Here is a 23,710-nt window from a genome sequence, read left to right as displayed (position 1 = left end):
ACACGTCAACCTTTGATTGGCATGCCGGTGGTTTTCTCCGGGGTTGAAGCCGGAACGCGAGAAGATGTCAGCCGTAGTCGGCAGATGTGCCGAGCACCGGGCGTTCCGGCGTCAGCGAAGCTGGGTGTTTCAGTGGCCGAGCGTGATTCGGCCCGGACGAAAGACGCGCAGCTGTTCAGACCACGGCCGCGTCGAAGCCAGCGTCTTGCAGGTGCTTGATCACCAGCGCCAGGTGTTCCCGGCCGCGCGTCTGCAGCACCAGTTCGATCGCCACGTTCTGCGCCGCCAGCAGTGTGAAGGCACGCTGGTGGTGCACCTCGTCGACGTTGGCGCCGGCGTCGGCCACGATGGCCGTGATGCGGGCCAGGTTGCCCGGCACATCGCGCGCGTTGACGAGGATGCGCGCCAGCCGCCCGGCGCGCACCATGCCGCGCTCGATGATGGAGGCCAGCAGCAGCGGGTCGATGTTGCCGCCGCAGAGCACCAGCCCGACCTTCTTGCCGGCAAAGCGCTGCGGGTGTTTGATCAGGGCCGCGAGCCCCGCCGCGCCTGCGCCTTCCACCAGGGTCTTCTCGATCTCCAGCAGCATCACGATGGCCTGCTCGACGTCGCCCTCATCGACCAGCACCAGGTCGTCCACCTTGTCCCGGATGATGGCTTCGGTGATCGTGCCGGGTGTGCCGACGGCGATGCCTTCGGCAATGGTGCTGTTGCCCTGGGGCAGGTGCGTGCCCTTGATGGCGTTGTACATGGCCGGGAAGCGCTCGGTCTGCACGCCCACGATTTCAATGTCTGGCCGGATCGCACGCGCTGCGGTGGCCATGCCAGCGATCAGGCCGCCGCCGCCGACCGCGACCACCAGCGTGTCCAGATCGGGCTGGACGCGCAGCATCTCCAGCGCCACCGTGCCTTGCCCGGCCACGATGGCTTCGTCGTCGTAAGGGTGCACAAACACCAGGCCGTCGCGCGCCGACAGCTCGCGCGCGTGGGTCCGCGCCTCGTCCAGCGTGTCGCCGTGCAGCACCACTTCGGCGCCAAAGCCGCGTGTGCGTTCAACCTTCACGCCCGGCGTGAAGCGCGGCATGACGATCAACGCGCGAATGCCCAGGCGCTGGGCGTGGTACGCCACGCCCTGGGCATGGTTGCCGGCGCTCATGGCCACCACGCCACGGGCCCGTTCGTCGGCGCCGAGCTGCGAGAGCTTGTTGCAGGCGCCGCGCTCCTTGAACGAGGCGGTGTACTGCAGGTTCTCGAACTTCAGGTACACCTGGCAGCCGAGCAGCTGGGAGAGGGTGCGCGATTCCACGCAGGGTGTGTCGAGCACCTGGCCCGCGATCCGCAACGCGGCGGCTTCAATGTCTTTGAGTTCCAGCATGGCGCGATTGTGGACCGGCAAGCCCGGAATCGGCCCCCGGGAATAGCCCCACAAATTCGTCACACATGCTCCATCATTCACTTCCATGATGGATCAAGCTGGGTTATGGTCCGCTTCAAAGCCGGCATCTGGTCCGCCGTCCCCTGTTGTCACGACTGGAGGAAGTCCGAATGAGCAAACGCCTGTTGCAGCCTGTCGGGCCTGTGACACGCACGGTGTCCGAGCCGCGCGCGGGTGCCGAGCCGCGCCACGCGGTGTCGCCGGATGCTCGCGTGTTCGTGCCGCACGGGCTGCGCCAGGCGCCGGTGCTGGACCTCATGTGTTCGCACTTCGTGCTCAGCCTGGCGGCGCGCCAGGGGCCGCGTTTCAATGTGCGGCGCGACCTCAACACCCTGCTCGCGCTGGCCGGGCGCCACCTCATCTGGCCGCTGACGGTGTTGCACCGCCTGCGGGACTTCCTGGAGCGCCGCTGCAAAGGCAACGAACTCTGGAGCGGTTTCGAGAAACTGTCCACCGCGGCGTTCATGGAGCGCTACGGCGTCTGGCGTGGACCCTATGAGGAAGGCACGCTGTTCTTCTACCTTGACGAATACGCCAAGGAGTCGCCGAAGGACCTGCTCGCCGTGCTCGCCGTGACCGGTGACTGGCTGAGCCAGTCGCTCAAGAAGCAGTCCACCCTGGTGGAGAAGAACATCGACGCCCTGGCCGGCCTGCTGCAGCTCAACCGCGCCGAACGCGCCCTGCTGCTCTACGGCACGCTGGCGCGCTACCAGCGCGACCTGCGCTCCATCCTGGTGGAGTTCAAGGTCAACAACGCACCCGAGGCCTATGCGGCGATCGCCGACGTGGCCGGCGTCAAGGCCAGCGAGGTGGGCGAGGCGCTGCGCGCCGGCTCGCGGCTGGAGCGCATCGGCATGGTGGAGAACCTGATCTCCGAGCACAACATCACCGACCTCGCCGACCTCATGAAGGTCAGCGAAAAACTGCCGCCTGTGCTGATGCGCGAGTACCGCAACCAGAGCGAGCTGATGGCGGTGTTCACCCGCCCGGCCGCGCGCTCCGCGCTCACCAGCAAGGACTTTGAATACGTGGGCGAAGACGTGCGCCTGCTCTGCGCTCTGTTGCGCGAAGCGGTGGCGCGCAAGGAACCCGGCGTCAACGTGCTGCTCTACGGCCCGCCCGGCACCGGCAAGACCGAGCTCGCGCGCGTGGTGGCGCAGGCGGCGGGGCTGGAGCTGTTCGAGGTGGAATACGCCGACCGCGATGGCAACGCGCTCAGCGGTCGTGACCGCTACCGCTCGCTGCAGATCGCGCAGGTGTTCCTCAAGGGCACGGCGCAGTCCGCGCTGCTGTTCGACGAGGTGGAAGACGTCTTCCCGCCCATCTCCAGCGAAGCGGCGCAGATCATTGCGCGCGCCGAACACGTCGCCGCGCCCCACACGGGCAGCGTCAGTGGCAAGGCCTGGGTCAACCAGATCCTCGAATCCAACGCCGTGCCCACGCTGTGGGTCACCAACCGCATCGAACAGATCGACCCGGCCTTCCGCCGCCGTTTTGCCTACCACCTCGAACTCAAGAGCCCGCCGCCCGGCGCGCGCGAGCAACTGGTGCGCAAGACACTCGAAGGCGCTGCGGTGTCCGACGCCCTGGTCGCGCGCCTCACCGAGCGCAAGGGGCTCACGCCGGCCCAGATCCGCACCGCCCTGCGCTTTGCGCAGCTCGCGGCCCATCCGGCCAAACCCGCGGCACGCCGGGGCGCCAAAAAGCGAGCGGCCGATGCCCCGATGCTCGACGACCTGATCGAACGCCAGCTGAAGAACGCCGACCAGGCCCTCGGGCGGCAGCCCGACCTCGCGTTGCGCCCGAGCGTGACGCAGTACAGCCTGGACATGCTCAACGTCGAATCGCGTTACGAGCTGCCGCGCATCGTCACCGCGCTCAAGGCGCGCGGGCATGGCTGCCTGTGTTTTCACGGTGCGCCCGGCACCGGCAAGACCGCGCTGGCCGAGCACATCGCCCAGCAGCTGGAGCGCCCGCTCATGATCCGACGTGCCAGCGATCTGGTGAGCAAGTTCGTGGGTGAAACCGAGCAGCAGATGGCCGCCATGTTCCGAGAGGCGCAGGCCGAAAAAGCGGTCTTGCTGCTCGACGAAGCCGACAGCTTTCTGCAGGACCGGCGTGGTGCCCAGCGCACCTACGAGGTGACCGAGGTCAACGAGATGCTGCAAGGCATGGAGCGCTACGACGGCATCTTCATCTGCACCACCAACCTGATGGACAGCATCGACCAGGCGGCGCTGAGGCGCTTCACCTTCAAGATCCACTTCAAGCCGCTGACCGCCCCGCAGCGAGAAACCATGTTTGTCGTGGAGGCGCTGGGCGGCGACGCGGCGGCGCTGGAACCCGCGCTGCGCGAGCGGCTGGGCAAGCTCGATCAGCTGTGTCCGGGTGACTTTGCGGCGGTGAAGCGCCAGGTGGAGATCCTGGGCGAGTCCATCGAGCCGACCGAATTCCTGGCCCAGCTGGAGGCCGAGCACCGCATCAAACCGGGCGTGCGCGAGGCGAGAAAAATCGGTTTTTGATCGCCGCCATCGCGCAGGCCGGTCGCAGAAGGGGTGTGCCCGGGCTTACCCGGAAAAAGCACCCACAACCCGCAGCACCTCGGCGCCATAGGCCTCGCGCTTTTTCTGGCCGATGCCGGCCACACCATCCAGATCGGCCATTGAGCGTGGTTTCTGAGCGGCGATCGCGCGCAGGGTGGCGTCGTGAAAGATCACGAACGCCGGCAGGTTGTGTTCGCGCGCCACCTCGGCGCGCCAGGCCTTGAGCGCGTCCAGGCATTCGCGTTCGGCCAGCGAGAGCGGCTGGCCGTCGGGCGCCAGCGCCGCCTGGCTGCTGCGGCCGCTCTTGCTGCGCGACGACACTTTCTTTTTCTCGCTCAGTGGCCGCAGCCAGACCTGGGCTTCGCCCTTGAGGATGGCACGCGCTGCGTCGGCCAGGTGCAGGGTGTTGAAGTGGGCCGAATCGACGTGAATCGCTTCGCGCGCGACCAGCTGGCGCATCAGCGCGCGCCACTGCGTCTCGCCCAGGTCGGCGCCGATGCCGAAGGTGCTGAGCTTGTCGTGGCCGTACTGCGTCACCTTCTCGGTCACCTTGCCGCGCAGGATGTCCATGATGTGGCCAGCGCCGAACGCCATGCCGCTGGACTGCTGCACGCGGTAGATGCAGGAGAGCAGTTTGCGCGCGGACTCGGTGCCGTCGTCCAGCGCGGGCGGGCTGATGCAGTTGTCGCAATTGCCGCAGGGCGTGCTGGTTTCGCCAAAGTAGGCGAGCAGGCGCACACGCCGGCAGTCGCTCGCTTCGGCCAGTGTGAGCAGGGCGTCGAGCTTGCCGCGCAGCACCTGCTTGAACTCGTCGGCCGCGGGGCTCTCGTCGATCATGCGGCGCTGGTTCACCACGTCCTGCAGGCCGTAGACCATCCACGCAGTGGCGGGCTCGCCGTCGCGCCCGGCGCGGCCGGTTTCCTGGTAGTAGCCTTCGATGTTCTTGGGCATGTCCAGATGCGCCACGAAGCGCACGTCGGGCTTGTCGATGCCCATGCCGAAAGCGATCGTGGCCACCATGATCAAGCCTTCTTCGCGCAGGAAGCGGTCCTGGTGTCGCTGCCGCACGGCCGCGTCCAGGCCGGCGTGGTAAGGCAGGGCATTCAGGCCGGTGTCGCACAGCATGCTCGCCACTTCTTCCACCCGCTTGCGCGACTGGCAGTAGACGATGCCGGCGTCGTGGCCACTGGCGCCCATGTGCTCGTCGCGGATGAAGCGCAGCAACTGGGTCGAGCCGTCCTTCTTCTCGACGATGGTGTAGCGGATGTTCGGCCGGTCGAAACTGCTGATGAAGCGGCGTGCGTCCTGCAGCTGCAGGTGCGTCACGATGTCTTCGCGCGTCAGGTCGTCGGCGGTGGCGGTGAGCGCCACGCGCGGCACGCCGGCAAAGCGCTCATGCAACACCACCAGTGCGCGGTACTCGGGCCGGAAGTCGTGGCCCCACTGGCTCACGCAGTGCGCTTCGTCGATCGCAAACATCGAGAGCTTGCCGCGCTCGTGCAGCGCGTCCAGCAGCGCCAGGAAACGCGGCGTGGTCAGGCGCTCGGGCGCCGCGTAGAGCAGGGTGATCTCGCCGCGCAGCATCTGCTTCTCGATCGCCTGCGCTTCCTCGCTGCTGAGGCTGGAGTTCAGGAAGGCCGCCGCCACACCCGCTTCGAGCAACGCGCCCACCTGGTCGTGCATCAGCGCGATCAGCGGCGAGACCACCACGGTCAGCCCGTGGCCGGCGCGCTCGCGCACGATGGCCGGGATCTGGAAACAGAGCGACTTGCCGCCGCCCGTGGGCATCAGCACCAGCGCGTCGCCGCCTTCGCTCACGTGGCGCACGATGTCGGCCTGCGGGCCGCGGAAGGCGTCGTAGCCGAACACTTCCTGCAGAACACCGGCGCAGGCTTCCAGGGTTTCTCCCGCGCTGGAGATGTCGATGGCGTTGCTCATCAAGCTACATCTGCTCCCACGGCAAACCGTCATGCCGCCAGCCGTTCAGGCTGGAGCGCTTGAACGCCTCGTTCAGGTCGCCCTCAAAGCCGTGCACCACGTGCGCCACTTCGGCGAAACCGGCCGCCTCCAGCGCCGCTCCGGCGTCCAGCGTGCGCTTGCCACTGCGGCAGATCAGCAGCACCGGGCGGTCTTTCGCGCCCGCTTCCGTGGCCACGACCGAAGCAAAGCGGTCCGGGTCGGGCGTGAGGTCGGGGTATTCGTACCAGGGGATGTTCTCCACGCCGGGCGGACGGCCGACATAGAGCGATTCGATCTCCATGCGAACGTCGACAAACAAGGGTGCGTCCTGGCCCAGCGCCGCGCGGCGCTCGGTTTCGGCCTGCAGCCAGGCCCAGGCTTCCTTTGGGAGCAGGTGTTTCATGGCGGCTATTGTCGGGGATACGGGCGGGGCTCCCGGCGGGCGGGCGGCTTGTGGCGAGGGGGCTTCCTACAATCGGGGCATGAAATCGACCGCCTACACCCGCGCCCAGGCGCTGCCCGCCATCCTCTCGCAACGCATCGCCATCCTCGATGGCGCCATGGGCACCATGATCCAGCGCTTCAAACTCGACGAGGCGCAGTACCGGGGCGAGCGGTTCAAGGACTTCCACAAGGATGTCAAGGGCAACAACGAGTTGCTGAGCCTCACGCGGCCGGACGTGATCACCGACATCCACGAGAGCTACCTCGCCGCCGGTGCCGACCTGATCGAGACCAACACCTTCGGCGCCACCTCGATCGCGCAGGAGGACTACGACATGGCCCACCTCGCGCGCGAGATGAACCTCGCCTCGGCCCGCCTCGCCCGTGCCGCCTGCGACAAGTTCAGCACGCCCGACAAACCGCGCTTCGTGGCCGGCGCCCTGGGCCCGACGCCCAAGACCGCCAGCATCAGCCCCGACGTGAACGACGCCGGTGCCCGCAACGTGACCTTCGAGCAGTTGCGCGCCGCCTACTACGAACAGGTGGAAGCGCTGGTCGAGGGCGGGGCCGACGTGCTGCTGGTCGAAACCATCTTCGACACCCTCAACGCCAAGGCCGCGCTGTTCGCCATCGACGAGTATTTCGAGGCCAGCGGCGAGCGCCTGCCCGTCATCATCAGCGGCACCGTGACCGACGCCTCGGGCCGCATCCTGAGTGGCCAGACCGTCACCGCCTTCTGGGCCAGCGTGCGCCACATCCAGCCGCTGGCCGTGGGCCTGAACTGCGCACTCGGCGCCACGCTCATGCGCCCCTACATCCAGGAACTGGCCAAGGTCGCGGGCGACACCTTCATCAGCTGCTACCCCAACGCCGGCCTGCCCAACCCCATGAGCGACACCGGCTTCGACGAAACGCCCGACGTCACCAGCCGCCTGCTGCGCGAGTTCGCCGCCGAGGGGCTGGTGAACATCGTGGGTGGCTGCTGTGGCACGACGCCGCAGCACATCGGGGCGATTCACGACGCGGTGGCGAGCCAGGCGCCGCGTGGTCTCCAGCGCGGGGTGTTCTACAGGGAAGCGGCCTGAGCACGATCTTCAGGAAAATCCTGAAGGTCTTTCAGTTTGTGGGGCTGGGCGTCCTCCCCGACAATCGCGGCTCCCATCAAGGGGAGTAACCATCCCGCCACCGGCCACATTGCCGGCCTCCGGCGGGTGGGGTTTCCGTCAGTACGCGGCCCGATCCTTCAGGAAAAGGCCGCCGGAAACCCCGGGTCGGGCGCCATGCCCGGTTCCGGCCAGACCTTGGAGGGTGTTTGTCCATCAACACCGTCCGTTCAGAAAAGGTCTTGTCATTCATGGAAACCATCGCGCCCCTGTGGCTCTGGCTGGTGTTCGTCGGCTTCGTGCTGGCGGCGCTGTTTGTCGATTTCGTCGTGCTCAAGAAGCAGGGCGCCCACGCGGTGGGCGTGAAGGAGGCGGTCAACTGGTCGCTGATCTGGGTGGGTCTGAGTTTTCTGTTCAACGGCCTGCTGTGGTGGGCGGTGAAGGACAGCACGGGCTCCACCGATCTGGCGAACCAGAAGTCGCTGGAGTTCCTGACCGGCTACCTGATCGAGAAGAGCCTGGCGGTGGACAACATCTTTGTCTTCCTGCTGATCTTCAGCTACTTCGCGGTGCCGCCGACCTACCAGAAGCGGGTGCTGATGATCGGCATCATCGGCGCCATCGTGCTGCGCACGGTGATGATCCTGGTGGGCGGCTGGCTGCTGGCCCAGTTCCACTGGATCCTGTATGTGTTCGGCGCCTTCCTGATCCTCACCGGCGTGAAGATGTGGCGCGGGGCGGGCGATGAGCCGGCGCTGAACGACAACCCGGCCCTGAAGCTGCTGCGCAGGCTGCTGCCCGTCAGCAAGCACTACGACGGTGAGAAGTTCTGGACGATGGAGAACGGCAAGAAGATCGCCACCCCGCTGCTGATGGTGATCGCCATGGTGGGCCTGACGGACGTGATTTTTGCCGTGGACTCGATCCCCGCCATCTTCGCCATCACCAAGGACCCGTTCATCGTGCTGACCAGCAACGTGTTCGCCATCCTGGGCCTGCGCGCCATGTTCTTCCTGCTGCAGGCCGCGGCCAGCCGCTTCCACCTGCTGAACTACGGCCTGGCCGTGATCCTGGTGTTCATCGGCAGCAAGATGGTGCTGATCGACATCTTCAAGATCCCGGTGGCGGTGTCACTGGGTGTGGTGATCGGCATCCTGGCGATCACCATGGTCTGGAGTGCGAAGACGGCGCCGAACACCTGAAGCTTCCGGGCGTGGGCGGATCCTGGGTGCCGCCCGGTGCAGTCAAGCGTGTCCGGTGCCGTGTGCAGCACACCGGGGGATAAGCGGGTGTTGTCGTGGGAGGCGCCGAGGATGGACTTTCATGGCTGCTTTGGCACATCGATTGCTTGTGTTGGGCATGCACGTCGACACCCATGCGCAGTTCCGCCACCCGCAGGCCCCGCCGGCCGAGGCCTGGCGCGACCCGCTGGCGCTGTTGCTCGGATCCACGGGCGAAGGCATCTACGGCGTCGACCTCGACGGGGCTTGTGTCTTCATCAACCCGGCCGGTGCGCGCCTGATCGGCTTCGAGCCCGAAGAGCTGATCGGGCTCAACATGCACGATCTCACGCACCACTCCCGCCCCGACGGCAGCGCCTACCCGGAGGCGGAGTGCCCGATCTTCAACGCTTTCCGCCAGGGCCTGCCCTGCCGGATCGACAGCGAGGTGTTCTGGCGCCGCGACGGCACGGCCTTTCCGGTCGAGTACTCGAGCCACCCCATCGTGGAACACGGCCAGGTGCTCGGCGCGGTGATCACCTTCGTGGACATCACCGAGCGCCGCCGCGCCGCCGACGCGCTGCAGCGCGCCAAAGACCAGCTGGAAGAAAAAGTAAGTGAACGCACGCTCGCGTTGGCTACCGCTTTGAAACAGGTGCGCGAGCTGGCCGCCTGGTCGGAATCCGTGCGCGAGGACGAGCGCACGCGCATCGCCCGCGAGGTGCACGACGAGCTCGGCAGCCTGCTGGTGGCGCTGAAGATGGACGTCAACTGGATGGACAAGCGCCTGGCCGAGCAGGCGCAGCGCAGCGCCGACGCGGCCGAAGACATGCGCACGCGCATGCGCTGCAAGTGTCAGAACATGAGCCGTCTGATCGAGAACGCGGTCGACAACGTGGGCCGCATCATCACCGACCTGCGCCCCAGCATCCTGGACCACCAGGGCCTGTGGGCCGCGCTGGAGTGGCAGGCGCAGGAGTTCGTGGCCTCGGCCGAGCTCGCACTGGAATGGTGCATGGACGTGGACGACGCACCCGACCCGCCCGAGCCGCTGGCCATGGCGGTGTTCCGCATCTTCCAGGAGATGCTCAGCAACGTGGGCCGGCATGCGCGCGCGCAGCACCTGCGGGTGGCGATCCAGGTGACCGGTGGCGAACTCTCGCTGCAGGTGCAGGACGACGGCGTGGGCGCGGCGGCCCAGGCCTTCGAGGCGGCGGACGCCTACGGTGTGATGGGCATGCGCGAGCGCGCGCGCCACTTCGGTGGCCGCATCGACATCACCAGCGCACCGGGCGAGGGCACGCGCATGTGCCTCACCATCGCCTTGCCGCGGGGAGGCACATGAACGCCGCTGTCACCACCGACACCCTCCGCGTGCTGATCGGCGACGACCACCGCATCGTGCGCGAAGGGCTCAAGCAGATCCTGGCCGATGCGCCCGACGTGGTGGTGGTGGCCGAGGCGCAGAGCGGTCCCGAGGTGCTGGAGCAGGTGGCTGCGTTGCAGGGCCGCACCGGGCTGGACCTGGTGCTGCTCGACATCGCGCTGCCCGGCATCGACGGGCTCGACGTGCTGCAGGCGCTCAAGCGCGAGCACCCGAAGCTGCCGGTGCTCATGCTCAGCACCTACCCCGAGAAGCAGTACGCCGTGCGCTGCATCAAGCTCGGCGCCAGCGGCTACCTGAACAAGAGCGCCGACCCGGACGACATGCTCGCCGCGGTGCGCAAGGTGGCGGCGGGCGGGGTGTTCCTCACACCGACCACGGCCGAAGCGCTGGCCGCCGCGGTGGGCCAGAGCGGTGCGCAGGCCGGGCCCGAAGCGCTCTCGCACCGCGAGCACCAGGTCTACCGCCTGCTCACGCAGGGCCGAACCGTGAGCGAAATTGGTGCGCAACTCGGGCTGGCCCCCAACACGGTGAGCACCTACCGTGCGCGCATCCTGGAAAAGACCGGCACCAAGAACGACGTGGAGCTCGCGCTGTACGCCGAGCGCCACGCGCGCGCGCCCAAAACGCCCTGAAACGGCCGCCCGTGTAGGGCCAGCCCTACACCGGGTCGGTGGGGTGTCTGCGAAATGCGGCCAGCGCCCCGAAATCTGCTGATCAGGCCCGCTGCTGGCCCGTCGCTTGCAATGCACACCCCGTCATCAACTCACGAGGTGTGCCATGTCCGAATTCTTCGATCCCTACAACGCCGACCGTCCGCTCATGATGAAGTGCAGCTGTGGGCGCGACCACACCGTGGCCGACCACCACGCCGAGGTGTCGGCCGACAGCGCGGCCATCGAGCTGCGCCGCCGCAGCGAGAGCAGCGAGTTCGAGGCCTACAGCAACGAGTTCATCGAAGCCACGCTCGTGAAAGCGCTGTTCCCGCACGACGAGCAGCGCCGCCTGTTCCTGCGCGCGGTCGGCAAGGGCACCGCCATGGCGGCCATCGCCAGCGTGCTGCCGGTGGGCACCATGCAGGCCATGGCGCAGGACAAGGGCGCGCTGGAAAAAACCAACCTCAAGATCGGCTTCATCCCGATCACCTGCGCCACGCCGCTGATCATGGCGCACCCGCTGGGCTTCTACGAGAAGCAGGGCCTCAAGGTCGAAGTCACCAAGACGGCCGGCTGGGCGCTGATCCGCGACAAGGTGATCAACAAGGAATACGACGCTTCGCACTTCCTCAGCCCCATGCCGCTGGCCATGAGCATGGGCCTGGGCTCCAACGCCGTGCCCACCAACGTGGCGACGATCCAGAACATCAATGGCCAGGCCATCACGATGTCGATCCGCCACAAGGACAACCGCGATCCGAAGAACTGGAAGGGCATGAAGTTCGGCATCCCGTTCGACTACTCGATGCACAACTTCCTGCTGCGCTACTTCCTGGCCGAGCACGGCATCAACCCCGACACCGACGTGCAGCTGCGCGTGATCGCGCCGCCCGAGATGGTGGCCAACCTGCGCGCCGGCAACATCGACGGCTTCCTCGGTCCGGATCCGTTCAACCAGCGCGCGGTCTACGAAGAGGTGGGCTACCTGCACACGCTCACCAAAGACCTGTGGCACGGCCACCCCTGCTGCGCCTTCGGCACCACCACCGAGTTCATCCAGAAGAACCCGAACACGTTCGCCGCGCTCTACCGCGCCGTGCTCACGGCCGCGGCCATGGCGCGCCAGCCGAAAAACCGCGAACTCATTGCCAAGGTGATCGCGCCGTCGCAGTACCTGAACCAGCCCGAGATCGTGGTCAGGCAGGTGCTCACCGGCACCTACGCCGACGGCCTGGGCAAGATCCAGAAAGTGCCCGACCGCGCCGATTTCGACCCCATGCCCTGGCAGAGCATGGCGGTGTGGATGCTCACGCAGATGCAGCGCTGGGGCTATGTGAAAGGCGATGTCGACTACAAGGCGATCGCCGAGAAGGTGTTCCTGATCACCGACGCGCGCAAGCACATGAAGGACCTGGGGCAGGAGTTCAAGGCCGGCCCGACCTACACCAAGCACCAGATCATGGGCAAGGAGTTCGATCCGGCCAAGGCCGCCGCCTACGCCAAGAGCTTCGCCATCTCGAAAGCCTGACATGAAACGCATCAGCCTCAACGCACGCGCAGCGGTGGTCTCGCTGCTGCTGCTGGTCTGCTTTCTCGGCATCTGGGAACTCGCCACCGATGCTGCGTCGGTCGGCGGTTCGTCGGCCGGCCTGACGGCCGAAGAGATCGAATACCAGCAGATGATGGGCAAGGACCCGGGTGCCGAAAAGACAGCCGGCGTGCCCGGGCCGCTGGCCGTGGCGCAGGCGAGCTGGGTGCACCTGTCGGACCCGTTCTACGACAAGGGTCCGAACGACAAGGGCATCGGCATCCAGCTCGGGCATTCGCTGGCGCGCGTGGCGGCGGGCTACCTGCTGGCCATGGTGGTGGCGATCCCGCTGGGCTTCCTGATCGGCATGTCGCCGCTGATGCGCAAGGCGCTCGACCCCTTCGTGCAGGTGTTGAAGCCCATCAGCCCGCTGGCCTGGATGCCGCTGGCGCTCTACGCGCTGAAAGACTCCGACGTGAGCGGCATCTTCGTCATCTTCATCTGCTCGATCTGGCCGATGCTGATCAACACCGCGTTCGGCGTGGCCGGGGTCAAGCGCGACTGGCTCAACGTGGCCAGCACGCTGGAGGTGAGCCCGCTGCGCAAGGCCTTCCAGGTGATCCTGCCGGCCGCGGCGCCCACCATCCTGACCGGCATGCGCATCAGCATGGGCATCGCCTGGCTGGTGATCGTGGCGGCCGAGATGCTGGTGGGCGGCACAGGCATCGGCTACTTCGTGTGGAACGAGTGGAACAACCTCTCGCTCACCAACGTGATCTTTGCCGTGCTGGTGATCGGCGTGGTCGGCATGCTGCTCGACCTGATGTTTGCCCAACTGCAGAAGGCGGTGACCTATGTGGAGTGAGTCCAGCGTGCGTGAAAGCGCAGCCCGTGTGGTCCCGGTGACCACCCCAACCGAAAAGGTCTCCCCGATGTCCGGTTTCCTCAAAGTCGAACAGCTCGCCAAGGCTTACCAGGCCGACAAGCCGGTGTTTGCCGACGTCTCGTTCGCCATCGACAAGGGCGAATTCGTCTGCATCATCGGCCACAGCGGCTGCGGCAAGACCACCATCCTCAACGTGCTCGCGGGGCTCGACACCGCGACCAGCGGCCACTGTTTCATGGACGGTCGTGAGATCAACGGCCCCAGCCTGGAGCGCGGCGTGGTGTTCCAGAGCCACGCGCTCATGCCCTGGCTCACGGTGCGGCAGAACATCGCGTTCGCCGTCAAATCGCGCTGGCCCGACTGGAGCAAGGCGCAGATTCACCAGCAGGTCGAAAAACACGTGGGCATGGTCGGCCTGCTGCCCGCCATCGACAAGAAGCCCAGCCAGCTTTCGGGCGGCATGAAGCAGCGCGTGGGCATTGCGCGCGCGTTTGCGATCAGCCCCAAGATGCTGCTGCTCGACGAGCCCTTCGGCGCGCTCGACGCGCTCACCCGTGGCACCATCCAGGACGAGCTGATGGGCATCGTGCGCGAGACGCACCAGACCGTCTTCATGATCACGCACGACGTGGACGAAGCCATCCTGCTGGCCGACCGCATCCTGCTCATGACCAACGGCCAGGAGACCGACCAGGGTTACCGGCCCGGCGGCATGGCCGAGGTGGTGGTCAACCCGCTGCCACGCAGCCGCACGCGTGCGCAGCTGCACCACCTCGATGGCTACTACGACCTCAGAAATCACATCGTTGATTTTCTGGTCAGCCGCGCAAGGGCTCATTGACCACCCCCGCCGCGCTGCGCGCGACCCCCTCAAGGGGGCGGCGCTGGCGGCCTGGCAAAGCCAGTTCCGCGGCGCCCTCGGCGAAACACCTTTTCTTCCCCTACTTCTTCCTTCTGTTTTAACCACCAAGAGGCAACACATGAGCCGACTCGACGTCACCGAAAAAATCATCTCCACCAAAGTCAGCAAAGGCCTGAGCTGGGCCGACGTGGCCAAGAAGGTGGGCCAGTCCAAGGAATGGACCACGGCCCTGTGCCTGGGCCAGATGACAGCCACCCCGGCGCAGGCCAAGGTGCTGGGCAAGATCTTCGGCCTCTCTGCCGACGAGCAGAAGTGGCTGATGGTCGTGCCCTACAAGGGCTCGCTGCCCACCAGCGTGCCGACCGATCCGCTGATCTACCGCTTCTACGAACTGGTGAGCGTGTACGGCACCACCTTCAAGGAGCTGATCCACGAAGAGTTCGGCGACGGCATCATGAGCGCGATCGATTTCAAGATGGACATGCAGCGCCAGGCCGACCCGAATGGCGACCGCGTGAACATCGTGATGTCGGGCAAATTTCTCCCCTACAAGCAGTACTGATGGAACCGCGCCCACCGCTGCCGCCTTTCACCGCCGAGACCGCCGCGCAGAAGGTGCGCGGGGCCGAGGATGCGTGGAATTCGCGCGACCCGGACCGGGTGGTCAAGGTCTACACCGAGGACACGCGCTGGCGCAACCGCGCGGAGTTCCCGGTGGGCCGGGCCGAGGTGCACGCCTTCCTGGTGCGCAAGTGGGCGAAGGAACTGGACTACCGGCTCATCAAGGAGCTGTGGGCGTTTGACGGCCACCGCATCGCGGTGCGCTTCGTCTACGAATGGCGCGACGATTCGGGGCAGTGGTTCCGTTCGCACGGCAACGAGAACTGGCAGTTCAACGAACTGGGCTACATGGAGCAGCGCCACGCCAGCATCAACGACCGCCCGATCCATGAAAGCGAGCGGCTGTTTCACTGGCCGCTGGGGCGCCGCCCCAATGACCATCCCGGGTTGACCGAGCTGGGGCTCTGAGCGGTCTCAGCCCGGCAGCGGAATCCACTCGTCCTTGTCGTCCGGTGGCAGCGCAATGCGGCCGGCCGCCCAGTCGGCTTTGGCCTGTTCGATGCGCTCCTTGCGCGAGGACACGAAGTTCCAGAAGATGTGGCGCTCGCCCAGCGGCTCGCCGCCAAAGAGCATCAGCGTGGCGGGCGTGCGCGCGGTGATCACCGCGTCCACGTCGTCGCCGAACACCAGCAGCTGGCCGGGCTGGTAGACCTCGCCCGCGTGTTCGATTTCCCCTTTGGCCACGTACACCGCCTGTTCGCTGTGGCCACCGGGCAGGGCCTTGCTGGCGCCGGCCTGCCACTCGGTGTGCAGGTAGAACAGGGGAGAGTGGGTGCGCACCGGGCTGCTCTCGCCGTAGGCGCTGCCCGCCACCAGGCGCATCCAAACGCCGTCCGATTCGATCACCGGCAGGTCGGTGGCGGGGTAGTGGGTGAAGGCGGGTTCGCACTCTTCGTCGGCCTCGGGCAGCGCCACCCAGAGCTGCATCAGTTCCAGTCCGCCGTCGGCATACGAATCGGGGTACGTGAAGCGTTCGCTGTGCGAGATGCCGCGCCCGGCCGTCATCCAGTTCACCTCGCCGGGGCGGATGACCTGCAGCGTGCCCAGGCTGTCGCGGTGCGTGATCTGGCCGCTGAGCAAATAGCTCACCGTGGACAGGCCGATGTGCGGGTGCGGGCGCACGTCGGCGGCGCGGTCGTACTGCGGCGGCAGCGGCACCGGGCCGGCGTGGTCCAGGAACACGAAGGGGCCGACGTTGCGGCGCTTCGCAAAGGGCAGCACGCGCCGCACCGTCAGGCCGTGGCCGAGGTCGGCGGCGCGGGCGTTGATCACCATGTCGAGCATCGTGTTCTCCTTTTGTTCAGGTGTTTCAAAGCCGTCCCATGCGGCCGCTCTGAAAATCAGCGAACGCCTGGTGGATCTCCGCCTCGCTGTTCATCACGAACGGCCCATAACCCACCACCGGTTCGTCGATCGGTTCACCCGCCAGCCAGAGCAGGGTGGTGTCGGTCACCGCGGTGAGCGTCACACCCTCGCCCGCACGCTCGTAGACGATCATCTCGGCGTCGGTGGCTTCGGCGCCGCCCTGCGTCTTCACCCGGCCTTTGAGCACCAGCGGCACGGTGGTGTGGCCTTCGGGTGCGGGCAGGGTCACGGTGTGGCCGGCCTTGATCTGCACATCCCACACCTGCATGGGGGTGAAGGTCCTGGCCGGGCCTTGTGCGCCGAGCAGCGAGCCCGCGATCAGGCGCGCCGTGCCGGCGCCATCGGGCAGGTCCACCGTGGGCGTCATCGCGGCGGTGATGCCCTGGTAGCCGGGCGGTGCCATCTTGTCGCGCGCCGGCAGGTTCACCCACAGCTGCACCATCTGGAACGGCCCGCCACTGCGGCCGAAGGCTTCGCTGTGGAACTCCTCGTGCACGATGCCGGCGGCAGCCGTCATCCACTGCACGTCGCCGGGGCCGATGGTGCCGCCCGCACCGGTGGAGTCGCGGTGCGAGACCTCGCCGTCGTAGACGATGGTCACGGTCTCGAAACCGCGGTGCGGGTGGGCGCCGACGCCGCGGCGTTTCGTCGTCGGGTCGAAGGTGGTGGGGCCGCCGAAATCGAGCAGCAGGAAGGGTGAGAACGCCGCAGGGTTGTCGTCATACGAAAAGATGCTGCGCACCGGAAAGCCGTCGCCGACCCAATGGCCGTGCGGGTTGCGCTGGATGTGGGACACGGATTTCATCGTGGGGTCTCCTGAGGAAACGCATTGTCCGCCGCGGCGGCGGATTCTTCCACCGACGTGGGCATGGTGCTTGTGGTACTTGCTGGGACAATCCACCCCATGCGCATCGAACAACTGCGCGAGCGCCTGCACGCGCTCGGCGCCAACTCCCGTCACCAGCAGCGCGTTCTGCGCCTGTGGAGCCTCGCCCTGCCGCAGACCAGCGGCCGGCGCCAGGTGGAGCACTTTCTGCCCTCTGCCCTGGTGGCCGAGCTGCCGGCCATCGCCGACGAGCTGGCCGCGCTGGCCACGCTCGAATCACAACACCCGGGCGAAGACGGCGCGGCGCGCCTGCTGGTGAGGCTGGGTGACGGCCAGATGGTCGAGACCGTGCTGCTGCCGCGCGACGGGGTCTGCGTCTCCACCCAGATCGGCTGCGCCGTGGGCTGTGTGTTCTGCATGACCGGCACCACCGGCCTGATCCGCCAGGTGGGCAGCGCCGAGATCGTGGCGCAGGTGGTGCTGGCGCGCTCAATGCGGCCGGTGAAGAAGGTGGTGTTCATGGGCATGGGCGAGCCCGCGCACAACCTCGACAACGTGCTCGAAGCCATCGACCTGTTGGGCACGGAGGGCAACATCGGCCACAAGAACCTGGTGTTCTCCACCGTCGGCGACCCGCGCGTGTTCGAGGCGCTGCCGCGGGGTCGCGTGAAGCCGGCTCTCGCGCTCTCGCTGCACACCACGCGGGCCGATCTGCGCGAGCAGCTGCTGCCGCGCGCGCCGCGTCTGTCGCCGGAAGAACTGGTGGAAGCGGGCGAGATCTACGCCCGCGCCACCGACTACCCGATCCAATACCAGTGGACGCTGCTCGACGGCATCAACGATACGGATGAAGAACTCGACGGCATCGTGCGCCTGCTCACGGGCAAGTACGCGATCCTGAACATGATCCCGTTCAACAGCGTCGAGGGCATGCCGTTCACGCGCCCGAGCTGGGAGAAGGCGGCCGACATCGCCCGCCGCCTGCACCGCCGCGGCATCCTGACCAAACTGCGCCAGTCCGCCGGGCAGGACGTGGACGGCGGCTGTGGGCAGCTGAGGGCGCGAGCGGAGAGGCCGGCGCGCAAGACGATACCCATCTCGGTGCGGCCCTGAACGCAGGAGGCCACATTGCTTCATAGGGCCGGAAGTTGATCACCGATAGGTGGCGGTTCCTCTTTGTGTGCTCAACGTGAGAATGGCGCTCACGTTCGTGTAGTTGCCGGCCACGTTCATGGCTTCGCATTGGGGATTCTTGGCACTGTTGTACGGGGTCGAGATGCAACTGGACAGTGCAAAGCTACCCTTGTCCTGTTCACCGATAACGGTCAATTGACAGATGCACTTTGTGCCGTCTTGGGCAAACGCATACAGATAGTGCGGGGAGCCAAAGCTGGCGCCGCGAATGTCCATCGTTGCGCCCGTCCCATCCCGGGTCCAGATGCTGAACAGATCCTTGCTTGGTTCATCGCTACCACCGCCGCAGGCGGTCAGTAGCGCGATGGCTGAGGCGGCGAAGATTTTTTTGGCGATGTGTTTCATGACGAGGCTCCTCCAGTTGAGTAAGTGGTTGGCGGGCCACGTTTCCCGTTGAGTTCATGTGAATGACGTTAAGGGGCGCTGACGGAGATCGCGGCGCTGGGTTTGGCCCCGCGTACCCGGGCGACGAGATCCGAGATCAGGCCATCCATGACGGTCTTTGGGTCCCTGAAGCCGTGTAAGGGCGAATCGGACCATCGGCCCAAGGCGACCAGTTGCCCCGTTTCGGCGTCGTACAGCTGAACAGTGAGGTGCTTGAGGTACATCATGAGGTCCCAACGCCAGACGTCCGTATAGCTCACAAGCGCGTCGAGACCGGGCGCGGTTCGGGTGCCCGAGGGAAGGGCTCCAACGACTGCCAGTTTCTCTTTGAGCAGCGCTTCCTCCAACAGGCTGGTCATCTGCGACGAGTTGCCATCGTTTTGGACCTGCGCGACTGTAACTATGACCTTGGTAGGCACCTGGGCGCCCAGCGTGATCTCTTGCGTGGTGGAGCAGCCTGCCAACAGCGCCAGCGCCAGCGCGACAGCGATCAGAGCAGATGGAGTGGGGAAGGGCAAAGGCAGCGTGAGCATCAATCGTTGTTGAAGCAAAAATCAAGTAATTGTTGGTATCTTATACAACAGAAAATAGAGAAATTTTTCAAGCACCCCGTAGCTTGGGGGCATGAACGAAAAGATGGAGTTCTCCCAGCGCCTGCGAGACGCGATGGCCCGTATGGGCTACGTCGTCAGTCCGTCGGTGCTGGAGCACGAATTCAATCTGCGTTGGCACGGCCGCTCCATCAGTAACCAGGCGGCTTGGGGCTGGCTCAACAGCCGTTCCATTCCTACACAGGACAAGCTGCAGGTGCTGGCCGAGTGGCTCAAGTTGGAACCTGAGGTTCTGCGGTTTGGTGATGCAGTACGGCGTCAGGTGCGGGAATACCAGAAGCGTTGGGACGAAGGGGTCGGTTTTGTCGAGCGTGAAGTCATCGATACCTACCTGAAGCTGCCGGCCCCGCAACGCAAGATCGTGCGCGAGGTGATCCTGGCGTTCGCGAAGGCGCATGCGGCGCCGGAGTCTTGAGCGTCTGTGTGAAAGCCCGCTTTAAAACGCTGGCTTCAAATTAAAACTTACTTTAATATGTAAGACTTCGTGTCAAGAAGGCTTGCATATGGCGCGCACCACAGGCACCTACGCCACCACAACCACCCTTGGGGAGCCGGTCAAGGCTTTCATTCCCCATCCCTTGCCGCCGTCCGCACCGGGTCTGGCCGAATCTGCCTGGGTTGAGCACAACCGCGCGGCGCAAATGGCGCTGGCGCGCCTGGCTGCCGTGGCGGGGCTGGTGCCTTCGGTGGACTGGCTGCTCTACAGCGCCATCCGCAAGGAGGCCCTGATGACCTCGCAGATCGAGGGCACGCAGGCCACGCTGACCGACCTGTTCGACGAAGAAGCCGGTCTGGCCGTGAGCAACACCGACGATGTGGAAGAGGTCACCAACTATCTGCGGGCCTTCCGGCTGGTGCAGGACAACCTGCGCGATGCGGCGGGCCTGCCCATCAGCGTGCGCCTGCTGTGCGACGCGCACCGCTTGCTGCGGAGCGGCGTGCGCGGCACCGGCAAACAACCGGGCGAGCTGCGCCGCTCGCAAAACTGGATCGGTAGCACGCGACCGGGCAACGCGGTGTTCGTGCCGCCGCCGGCCGAGCAGGTGCCACGTCTGCTGGCCGATCTGGAGCGTTTCATCCACGCGCCCGACGGCGATTTGCCGCCCTTGGTCAAGGTGGCCCTGGTGCATGCGCAGTTCGAGACGATCCACCCGTTTCTGGACGGCAACGGGCGCATGGGCCGTCTGCTGATTGCGGCCTTGCTGGAGCATTGGGGCCTGCTGCCCGAGCCCTTGATGTACTTGAGCGGGTACCTCAAACGGCACCAGAGCACCTACTACCGGCACCTGTCGGCTGTGCGCACCGAGGGCGACTGGGAGGGCTGGGTCGGCTTCTTTCTGGAGGGGGTCGAGGTGGCCGCTGCCGAGGCTGAAAAGGACGTGGTGGCGCTGGCCAGCCTGGTGGCCGCCGACCGCCGCCGCCTGCTGCAGCACGCCAAGGCGGGCCCGGCCAGCTACCGCCTGTTCGAACTGCTGCCCACCATGCCGCGCTTCAGCGTGGAAAGGGCTCGGGCAGCTTTGAGCACCACCTTCCCCACCGCCAGCGCGGCCATCAAGCTGCTGCAGGAGATGGGCATCGTGACCGAAGTCACCGGGCAGAAGAAGAACCGCAGCTTCAGCTACCAGGCGTACATCGATCTGCTCAGCCGCTGAGCGTGCGGTGAGCCGCTTCAGTGCAGCGTCATCGGGTGCGAGGTGGTCTTCACCCGCACCACCGCAGGCTTCGCTTCGTAGGGCACCGGATCACCCCCGCAGATGTGCGCCGCAATCGCCCGCGCCTGCCGCGCAATGGGCTCGATGTATCGGCTGGTCTGGCCGTTGACGCTGATGCAGTCGCCCAGGGCGTGGATGCGCTGATCGCTGGTGCGCAGCGTGGCCGCGTCCACGGCGATGCCGTTGTTCCAGTCCAGCGCGGCGCTTTGCGCCAGGCGCGGCGGGGTCATCAGGCCGGCGGCGGCGATCACCTGGTTGGCGACGAACTGCTGACCGCAGGCGGTGGTGATGCGGTAGCGGTCGCCCAGCTTCTCCACGCTGGCCACCTGCACGCCGCCGACGAAGCGGATGGGCAGGTCTTGCCAGGCACCGAGCAGTTGCGCGCCGGCCTGTTGTGCCTGCCAGCGCGCGAGCGGTTCGGCCATCACGTCGAGCAGGGTGATGCGGTGGCCGCCGAGTGCGAGGTCGTTGGCGAGTTCGCTGCCGATCAGGCCGGCGCCGACGATGACCACGTCTTTCGCCCCGGACTGCTCCACGGTGCCGAGCGCCGCGCGCAGGCGCTGGTACGCGCCCAGGTGGTTGATGCGCCAGCAGTGGGCGGCGGGCAGGGCGGGCGGCAGCGCGGCCTGCGCGCCGTGGGCCAGCACCAGCTGGTCGTAGCGCAGCGTGCCGCGCGTGGTGCGCAGGCTTCGCGTGTCGGGGCAGATGCGCACGGCGTCGGTGTGCGCGAGCAGGCGCACGCCCAGACGCTTCGCGGCGTCAGCGCCGGTTTCCTTGACGAGCTTGCCGGGATCCATCTGGCGCGCCACGGCTACCGAGAGCAGGGGCTTGTCGTACACGTCGGCGGCGCAGGCGCTCACCAGGGTGATGGGCAGCGCGGCGTCGAGCGCGCGCAGGGCTTCGGCCATCTGCCAGCCGGCGCGGCCGCCACCGACGATGAGCACGCCCGGCGTGCCGCCGCGTTTCGCCACCGGGGCTGCGCCGCCAGCGCGCGCGCGCAGTTCGTCGAGGCTCGGTGCGCTGTAGGGCTCGAAGTCGCTCTTGGTCACGCCGCAGAGCGGGCAGGCCCAGTCGTCGGGAATGTCTTCGAAGCGCGTGCCTGCAGCCAGGCCGCTGTCGGGGTCGCCTTCGGCCTCGTCGTAGATGTAGCCGCAGGCGTGGCAGATGTACTTGTTGAAGGCGGGTGCCCCCAGGGCTGCGACGACCTGGGCCACCGGGGTGGGTTGGATGGCGGGGGTCATGCCGGCATCTCCTCGGCCGACAGCCGCGCGATCTCTTTGCGCAGGTGCTTGATGGCCGGCGTGACGATGGCGACGAACTGCGCCTCGCGCACGCGGCGCTGTACCTCGGAGCTCATGAGGTAGCCGCGCGCGCCCTGGTGCATCAGCGCGGAGTTGGCGGCGCGCAGGCAGAGCTCGGCGCCGTGGGCGCGTGCGTCGAGCACGTCGATGAAGTAGTCGGTCGAGGTGTCGAAGGGCGTCTCGGCCAGCTTCATGATGCGGGCCACCAGCGCGTCGAATTCGGCCTGCAGCTCGGCGGGCCGGTCTTCCAGGTACTGGTTCACGTGGCCAAGCTGGACTTCCACCGCCCACATGCTGTCGATCGCGCCCTGGATGATGCCCGCCGCGATGCCGCACTGCAGCAGCACGAAGCCGCCACGGATGCGCGCGATGTAAGGTTTGGCCGGGTCGGCCACCACGTCGTCGGTGCCGACGAACAGGTCTTTGCAGTGCACGCTGTAGGTGCCCGTGCCTTCCATGCCCGAGAACTCGGGGCAGGTCTTGAGCGTGACGCCCGGCGCGTCGCAGCGCAGCATGAACATCATCTCGCGGCCCGCGCAGGCGCCGTCCACCTGCACCGACGCGATGGCGCCAAAGTAGTGGTCAGGCCCGAGGTTGCTGACCCAGGGCAGGGTGCCGTTCACCAGGTATCCGCCGTCGACCGGCGTGGCCTTGAGCAGCAGGCTTTCGATCTGCGCGAAGCTCTTCATGGGGTTGGAGAGGCCGGTGCCGCCCAGCGTCTCGCCGCGCACGTGGCGCGCCAGCCGCTCGCCCGTCAGCGCCGGGTTGCCCGAGGCCTGCATGTAGAGCCCGGCCACGCACTGGCACCACATCATGAAGCCCGTGGCGCCGCAGACCTTGGACGCCTCGGCCATCGCCAGGATCGCCTGGCCGTAGTCGCCCGGCGTGCCGTCGGCCTGCGGCAGGTGCGCGCTCATGGCGCCGGCCGCCGCCAGCTGTTTCATCACGTCCACCGGGTAGGCCCCGCGGTCGATGGCGTAAGCCTGTTCGGCCAGCGGGCCCTGGGCGATGGCGCGCACGGCATCGATGAGGTTGGCGGGTTGGGCAGCGAGTTCGGGGGGCAGGTCGGCGGGGTTCATGACAGTGTCCTCAAGCCATCGAGATCTCGAACGGGATCGGGTTGCGCATGGTGTTGGCCACGGGCGAGTAGAAGTTCGCGTGCTGCACGATCTCGTCCAGCACCTCGCGGCTCGCGTCGCCTTCGACCAGCACCTTCACGCGGATCGCCTGAAAGCCCATCTCGGGCGCCGTCTTCTCCAGCGCGCCGCCCGCGCCCCAGGCCGCCGGGTTGCCGATGTCGCCTTCCAGAAACACTTCCAGCTTGCTCAGCTTCACGCCCTTCCAGGTCGCGACGGCCGTCACGCCCACGGCAATACAGCCGCCCAGGCCCGAGAGCACGATCTCGCCCGGCGCGGGCGCCGTGTCTTCGCCGAACAGGTGCAGCGGCTCGTCCACCACCACCACGTGCTTCTCACCCACGTGCGACAGCGAGCGGTACTGGCCCTCCATCACGGTGTGGACCTTGTTGGTGCCGCGCCGGGCCGGGTTGGCTTTGCCGCCGGCGGCGAATTCGGCCAGGCCTTTGCCGTCGATCGGGCGCAGGTAGGTCTTGACGGTGGTCACGGGCGCGGTGGGTTCGAGGGTGTCGGTGGAGGACATGAAATTTCCTGAAGGTT

At 66.7% G+C, this 23,710-nt stretch carries 23 protein-coding genes; 13 read left to right on the top strand and 10 right to left on the bottom strand.

The window, feature by feature from the left end:
* Positions 1–175 precede the first annotated feature (175 nt).
* Positions 176–1,375 (bottom strand): threonine ammonia-lyase, encoded by a 1,200-nt coding sequence (locus AC0GNO_RS14590; RefSeq protein ID WP_472904458.1) that lies wholly within the window; start codon positions 1,373–1,375, stop codon positions 176–178.
* A 317-nt stretch (positions 1,376–1,692) separates the two neighbouring features.
* Between AC0GNO_RS14590 and AC0GNO_RS14585 the strand changes: the two genes are divergently transcribed.
* Positions 1,693–3,957 carry an ATP-binding protein gene (locus AC0GNO_RS14585; protein ID WP_472904557.1) on the top strand — a complete coding sequence of 755 codons (2,265 nt, stop codon included), beginning with the start codon at positions 1,693–1,695 and terminating at the stop codon, positions 3,955–3,957.
* Positions 3,958–4,002: 45 nt separating this feature from the next.
* Here the strand turns inward: AC0GNO_RS14585 and recQ are convergent, their stop codons facing one another.
* Positions 4,003–5,916 carry a DNA helicase RecQ gene (gene recQ / locus AC0GNO_RS14580; protein ID WP_472904457.1) on the bottom strand — a complete coding sequence of 638 codons (1,914 nt, stop codon included), beginning with the start codon at positions 5,914–5,916 and terminating at the stop codon, positions 4,003–4,005.
* Positions 5,917–5,920: 4 nt separating this feature from the next.
* Complete coding sequence (locus AC0GNO_RS14575) at positions 5,921–6,340, bottom strand: rhodanese-like domain-containing protein (RefSeq protein WP_472889006.1); 420 nt, start codon at positions 6,338–6,340, stop codon at positions 5,921–5,923.
* 79 nt (positions 6,341–6,419) lie between these two features.
* Here AC0GNO_RS14575 and AC0GNO_RS14570 point away from each other — a divergent pair, with 79 nt between their 5' ends.
* From AC0GNO_RS14570 to AC0GNO_RS14530, 9 genes are all read left to right on the top strand, one after another.
* Positions 6,420–7,466: a homocysteine S-methyltransferase family protein gene (locus tag AC0GNO_RS14570; protein ID WP_472904456.1), complete on the top strand. Its 1,047-nt coding sequence runs from the start codon at positions 6,420–6,422 to the stop codon at positions 7,464–7,466.
* Positions 7,467–7,735: 269 nt separating this feature from the next.
* The gene (locus tag AC0GNO_RS14565) at positions 7,736–8,686 is read left to right on the top strand and encodes a TerC family protein (protein WP_472889008.1); all 951 of its coding nucleotides are present in this window, start codon (positions 7,736–7,738) and stop codon (positions 8,684–8,686) included.
* 157 nt (positions 8,687–8,843) lie between these two features.
* A complete protein-coding gene (locus tag AC0GNO_RS14560) occupies positions 8,844–10,049 on the top strand; it encodes a sensor histidine kinase (protein ID WP_472904455.1) in 1,206 nt (401 codons plus the stop codon).
* Positions 10,046–10,723 carry a response regulator gene (locus tag AC0GNO_RS14555; protein ID WP_472904454.1) on the top strand — a complete coding sequence of 226 codons (678 nt, stop codon included), beginning with the start codon at positions 10,046–10,048 and terminating at the stop codon, positions 10,721–10,723. The genes AC0GNO_RS14560 and AC0GNO_RS14555 overlap by 4 nt, the downstream gene beginning before the upstream one ends.
* Positions 10,724–10,868: 145 nt before the next feature.
* Complete coding sequence (locus AC0GNO_RS14550; protein WP_472889011.1) at positions 10,869–12,272, top strand: CmpA/NrtA family ABC transporter substrate-binding protein; 1,404 nt, start codon at positions 10,869–10,871, stop codon at positions 12,270–12,272.
* Position 12,273: 1 nt separating this feature from the next.
* Positions 12,274–13,137, top strand: coding sequence for a nitrate ABC transporter permease (gene ntrB, locus AC0GNO_RS14545; RefSeq protein WP_472904453.1), 864 nt, complete (start codon positions 12,274–12,276; stop codon positions 13,135–13,137).
* A gap of 67 nt (positions 13,138–13,204) precedes the next feature.
* A complete protein-coding gene (locus tag AC0GNO_RS14540; RefSeq protein WP_472904452.1) occupies positions 13,205–13,999 on the top strand; it encodes an ABC transporter ATP-binding protein in 795 nt (264 codons plus the stop codon).
* Positions 14,000–14,138: 139 nt separating this feature from the next.
* A complete protein-coding gene (cynS, locus tag AC0GNO_RS14535; protein WP_177136509.1) occupies positions 14,139–14,582 on the top strand; it encodes a cyanase in 444 nt (147 codons plus the stop codon).
* Positions 14,582–15,049, top strand: a complete 468-nt coding sequence (locus AC0GNO_RS14530; RefSeq protein ID WP_472904451.1) for a nuclear transport factor 2 family protein — start codon at positions 14,582–14,584, stop codon at positions 15,047–15,049. The genes cynS and AC0GNO_RS14530 overlap by 1 nt, the downstream gene beginning before the upstream one ends.
* A gap of 6 nt (positions 15,050–15,055) precedes the next feature.
* On the opposite strand, the gene AC0GNO_RS14525 is transcribed toward AC0GNO_RS14530, so the two are convergent.
* Together AC0GNO_RS14525 and AC0GNO_RS14520 are read right to left on the bottom strand one after the other, a co-directional pair.
* Positions 15,056–15,925, bottom strand: coding sequence for a pirin family protein (locus AC0GNO_RS14525; RefSeq protein ID WP_472904450.1), 870 nt, complete (start codon positions 15,923–15,925; stop codon positions 15,056–15,058).
* A gap of 25 nt (positions 15,926–15,950) precedes the next feature.
* Positions 15,951–16,811, bottom strand: coding sequence for a pirin family protein (locus AC0GNO_RS14520; RefSeq protein WP_472904449.1), 861 nt, complete (start codon positions 16,809–16,811; stop codon positions 15,951–15,953).
* A 99-nt stretch (positions 16,812–16,910) separates the two neighbouring features.
* Here AC0GNO_RS14520 and AC0GNO_RS14515 point away from each other — a divergent pair, with 99 nt between their 5' ends.
* Positions 16,911–17,945 (top strand): RNA methyltransferase, encoded by a 1,035-nt coding sequence (locus AC0GNO_RS14515; protein ID WP_472904448.1) that lies wholly within the window; start codon positions 16,911–16,913, stop codon positions 17,943–17,945.
* Between the two features lie 39 nt (positions 17,946–17,984).
* Here the strand turns inward: AC0GNO_RS14515 and AC0GNO_RS14510 are convergent, their stop codons facing one another.
* Positions 17,985–18,371, bottom strand: a complete 387-nt coding sequence (locus tag AC0GNO_RS14510; protein WP_472889018.1) for a hypothetical protein — start codon at positions 18,369–18,371, stop codon at positions 17,985–17,987.
* A gap of 68 nt (positions 18,372–18,439) precedes the next feature.
* Complete coding sequence (locus tag AC0GNO_RS14505) at positions 18,440–18,943, bottom strand: hypothetical protein (protein ID WP_472904447.1); 504 nt, start codon at positions 18,941–18,943, stop codon at positions 18,440–18,442.
* A gap of 91 nt (positions 18,944–19,034) precedes the next feature.
* Between AC0GNO_RS14505 and AC0GNO_RS14500 the strand changes: the two genes are divergently transcribed.
* Positions 19,035–19,436 (top strand): transcriptional regulator, encoded by a 402-nt coding sequence (locus AC0GNO_RS14500; protein WP_472889020.1) that lies wholly within the window; start codon positions 19,035–19,037, stop codon positions 19,434–19,436.
* 88 nt (positions 19,437–19,524) lie between these two features.
* Positions 19,525–20,673, top strand: a complete 1,149-nt coding sequence (locus AC0GNO_RS14495; RefSeq protein WP_472904446.1) for a Fic family protein — start codon at positions 19,525–19,527, stop codon at positions 20,671–20,673.
* 17 nt (positions 20,674–20,690) lie between these two features.
* Here the strand turns inward: AC0GNO_RS14495 and rd are convergent, their stop codons facing one another.
* From rd to AC0GNO_RS14480, 3 genes are read right to left on the bottom strand one after another with little or no spacing between them, the layout of a single operon-like run.
* Positions 20,691–21,974: a rubredoxin gene (rd, locus tag AC0GNO_RS14490; protein WP_472904445.1), complete on the bottom strand. Its 1,284-nt coding sequence runs from the start codon at positions 21,972–21,974 to the stop codon at positions 20,691–20,693.
* Positions 21,971–23,113, bottom strand: a complete 1,143-nt coding sequence (locus AC0GNO_RS14485) for an acyl-CoA dehydrogenase family protein (protein WP_472904444.1) — start codon at positions 23,111–23,113, stop codon at positions 21,971–21,973. Before AC0GNO_RS14485 ends, rd begins: the two co-directional genes overlap by 4 nt.
* Positions 23,114–23,123: 10 nt before the next feature.
* A complete protein-coding gene (locus AC0GNO_RS14480; RefSeq protein ID WP_210829838.1) occupies positions 23,124–23,693 on the bottom strand; it encodes an OsmC family protein in 570 nt (189 codons plus the stop codon).
* Positions 23,694–23,710: the final 17 nt, after the last annotated feature.

This window comes from Hydrogenophaga sp. L310, assembly GCF_055703065.1.
The sequence above is the reverse complement of the archived record's forward strand: the minus strand, read 5'-3'. Positions and strand labels throughout refer to the sequence as shown.

Bases quoted from the DNA above. Each gene is read 5' to 3' on its own strand.
- AC0GNO_RS14590 (WP_472904458.1), bottom strand. From the start codon at position 1,375: ATGCTGGAACTCAAAGACATTGAAGCCGCCGCGTTGCGGATCGCGGGC.
- AC0GNO_RS14585 (WP_472904557.1), top strand. From the start codon at position 1,693: ATGTGTTCGCACTTCGTGCTCAGCCTGGCGGCGCGCCAGGGGCCGCGT.
- recQ (WP_472904457.1), bottom strand. From the start codon at position 5,916: ATGAGCAACGCCATCGACATCTCCAGCGCGGGAGAAACCCTGGAAGCC.
- AC0GNO_RS14575 (WP_472889006.1), bottom strand. From the start codon at position 6,340: ATGAAACACCTGCTCCCAAAGGAAGCCTGGGCCTGGCTGCAGGCCGAA.
- AC0GNO_RS14570 (WP_472904456.1), top strand. From the start codon at position 6,420: ATGAAATCGACCGCCTACACCCGCGCCCAGGCGCTGCCCGCCATCCTC.
- AC0GNO_RS14565 (WP_472889008.1), top strand. From the start codon at position 7,736: ATGGAAACCATCGCGCCCCTGTGGCTCTGGCTGGTGTTCGTCGGCTTC.
- AC0GNO_RS14560 (WP_472904455.1), top strand. From the start codon at position 8,844: ATGCACGTCGACACCCATGCGCAGTTCCGCCACCCGCAGGCCCCGCCG.
- AC0GNO_RS14555 (WP_472904454.1), top strand. From the start codon at position 10,046: ATGAACGCCGCTGTCACCACCGACACCCTCCGCGTGCTGATCGGCGAC.
- AC0GNO_RS14550 (WP_472889011.1), top strand. From the start codon at position 10,869: ATGTCCGAATTCTTCGATCCCTACAACGCCGACCGTCCGCTCATGATG.
- ntrB (WP_472904453.1), top strand. From the start codon at position 12,274: ATGAAACGCATCAGCCTCAACGCACGCGCAGCGGTGGTCTCGCTGCTG.
- AC0GNO_RS14540 (WP_472904452.1), top strand. From the start codon at position 13,205: ATGTCCGGTTTCCTCAAAGTCGAACAGCTCGCCAAGGCTTACCAGGCC.
- cynS (WP_177136509.1), top strand. From the start codon at position 14,139: ATGAGCCGACTCGACGTCACCGAAAAAATCATCTCCACCAAAGTCAGC.
- AC0GNO_RS14530 (WP_472904451.1), top strand. From the start codon at position 14,582: ATGGAACCGCGCCCACCGCTGCCGCCTTTCACCGCCGAGACCGCCGCG.
- AC0GNO_RS14525 (WP_472904450.1), bottom strand. From the start codon at position 15,925: ATGCTCGACATGGTGATCAACGCCCGCGCCGCCGACCTCGGCCACGGC.
- AC0GNO_RS14520 (WP_472904449.1), bottom strand. From the start codon at position 16,811: ATGAAATCCGTGTCCCACATCCAGCGCAACCCGCACGGCCATTGGGTC.
- AC0GNO_RS14515 (WP_472904448.1), top strand. From the start codon at position 16,911: ATGCGCATCGAACAACTGCGCGAGCGCCTGCACGCGCTCGGCGCCAAC.
- AC0GNO_RS14510 (WP_472889018.1), bottom strand. From the start codon at position 18,371: ATGAAACACATCGCCAAAAAAATCTTCGCCGCCTCAGCCATCGCGCTA.
- AC0GNO_RS14505 (WP_472904447.1), bottom strand. From the start codon at position 18,943: ATGCTCACGCTGCCTTTGCCCTTCCCCACTCCATCTGCTCTGATCGCT.
- AC0GNO_RS14500 (WP_472889020.1), top strand. From the start codon at position 19,035: ATGAACGAAAAGATGGAGTTCTCCCAGCGCCTGCGAGACGCGATGGCC.
- AC0GNO_RS14495 (WP_472904446.1), top strand. From the start codon at position 19,525: ATGGCGCGCACCACAGGCACCTACGCCACCACAACCACCCTTGGGGAG.
- rd (WP_472904445.1), bottom strand. From the start codon at position 21,974: ATGACCCCCGCCATCCAACCCACCCCGGTGGCCCAGGTCGTCGCAGCC.
- AC0GNO_RS14485 (WP_472904444.1), bottom strand. From the start codon at position 23,113: ATGAACCCCGCCGACCTGCCCCCCGAACTCGCTGCCCAACCCGCCAAC.
- AC0GNO_RS14480 (WP_210829838.1), bottom strand. From the start codon at position 23,693: ATGTCCTCCACCGACACCCTCGAACCCACCGCGCCCGTGACCACCGTC.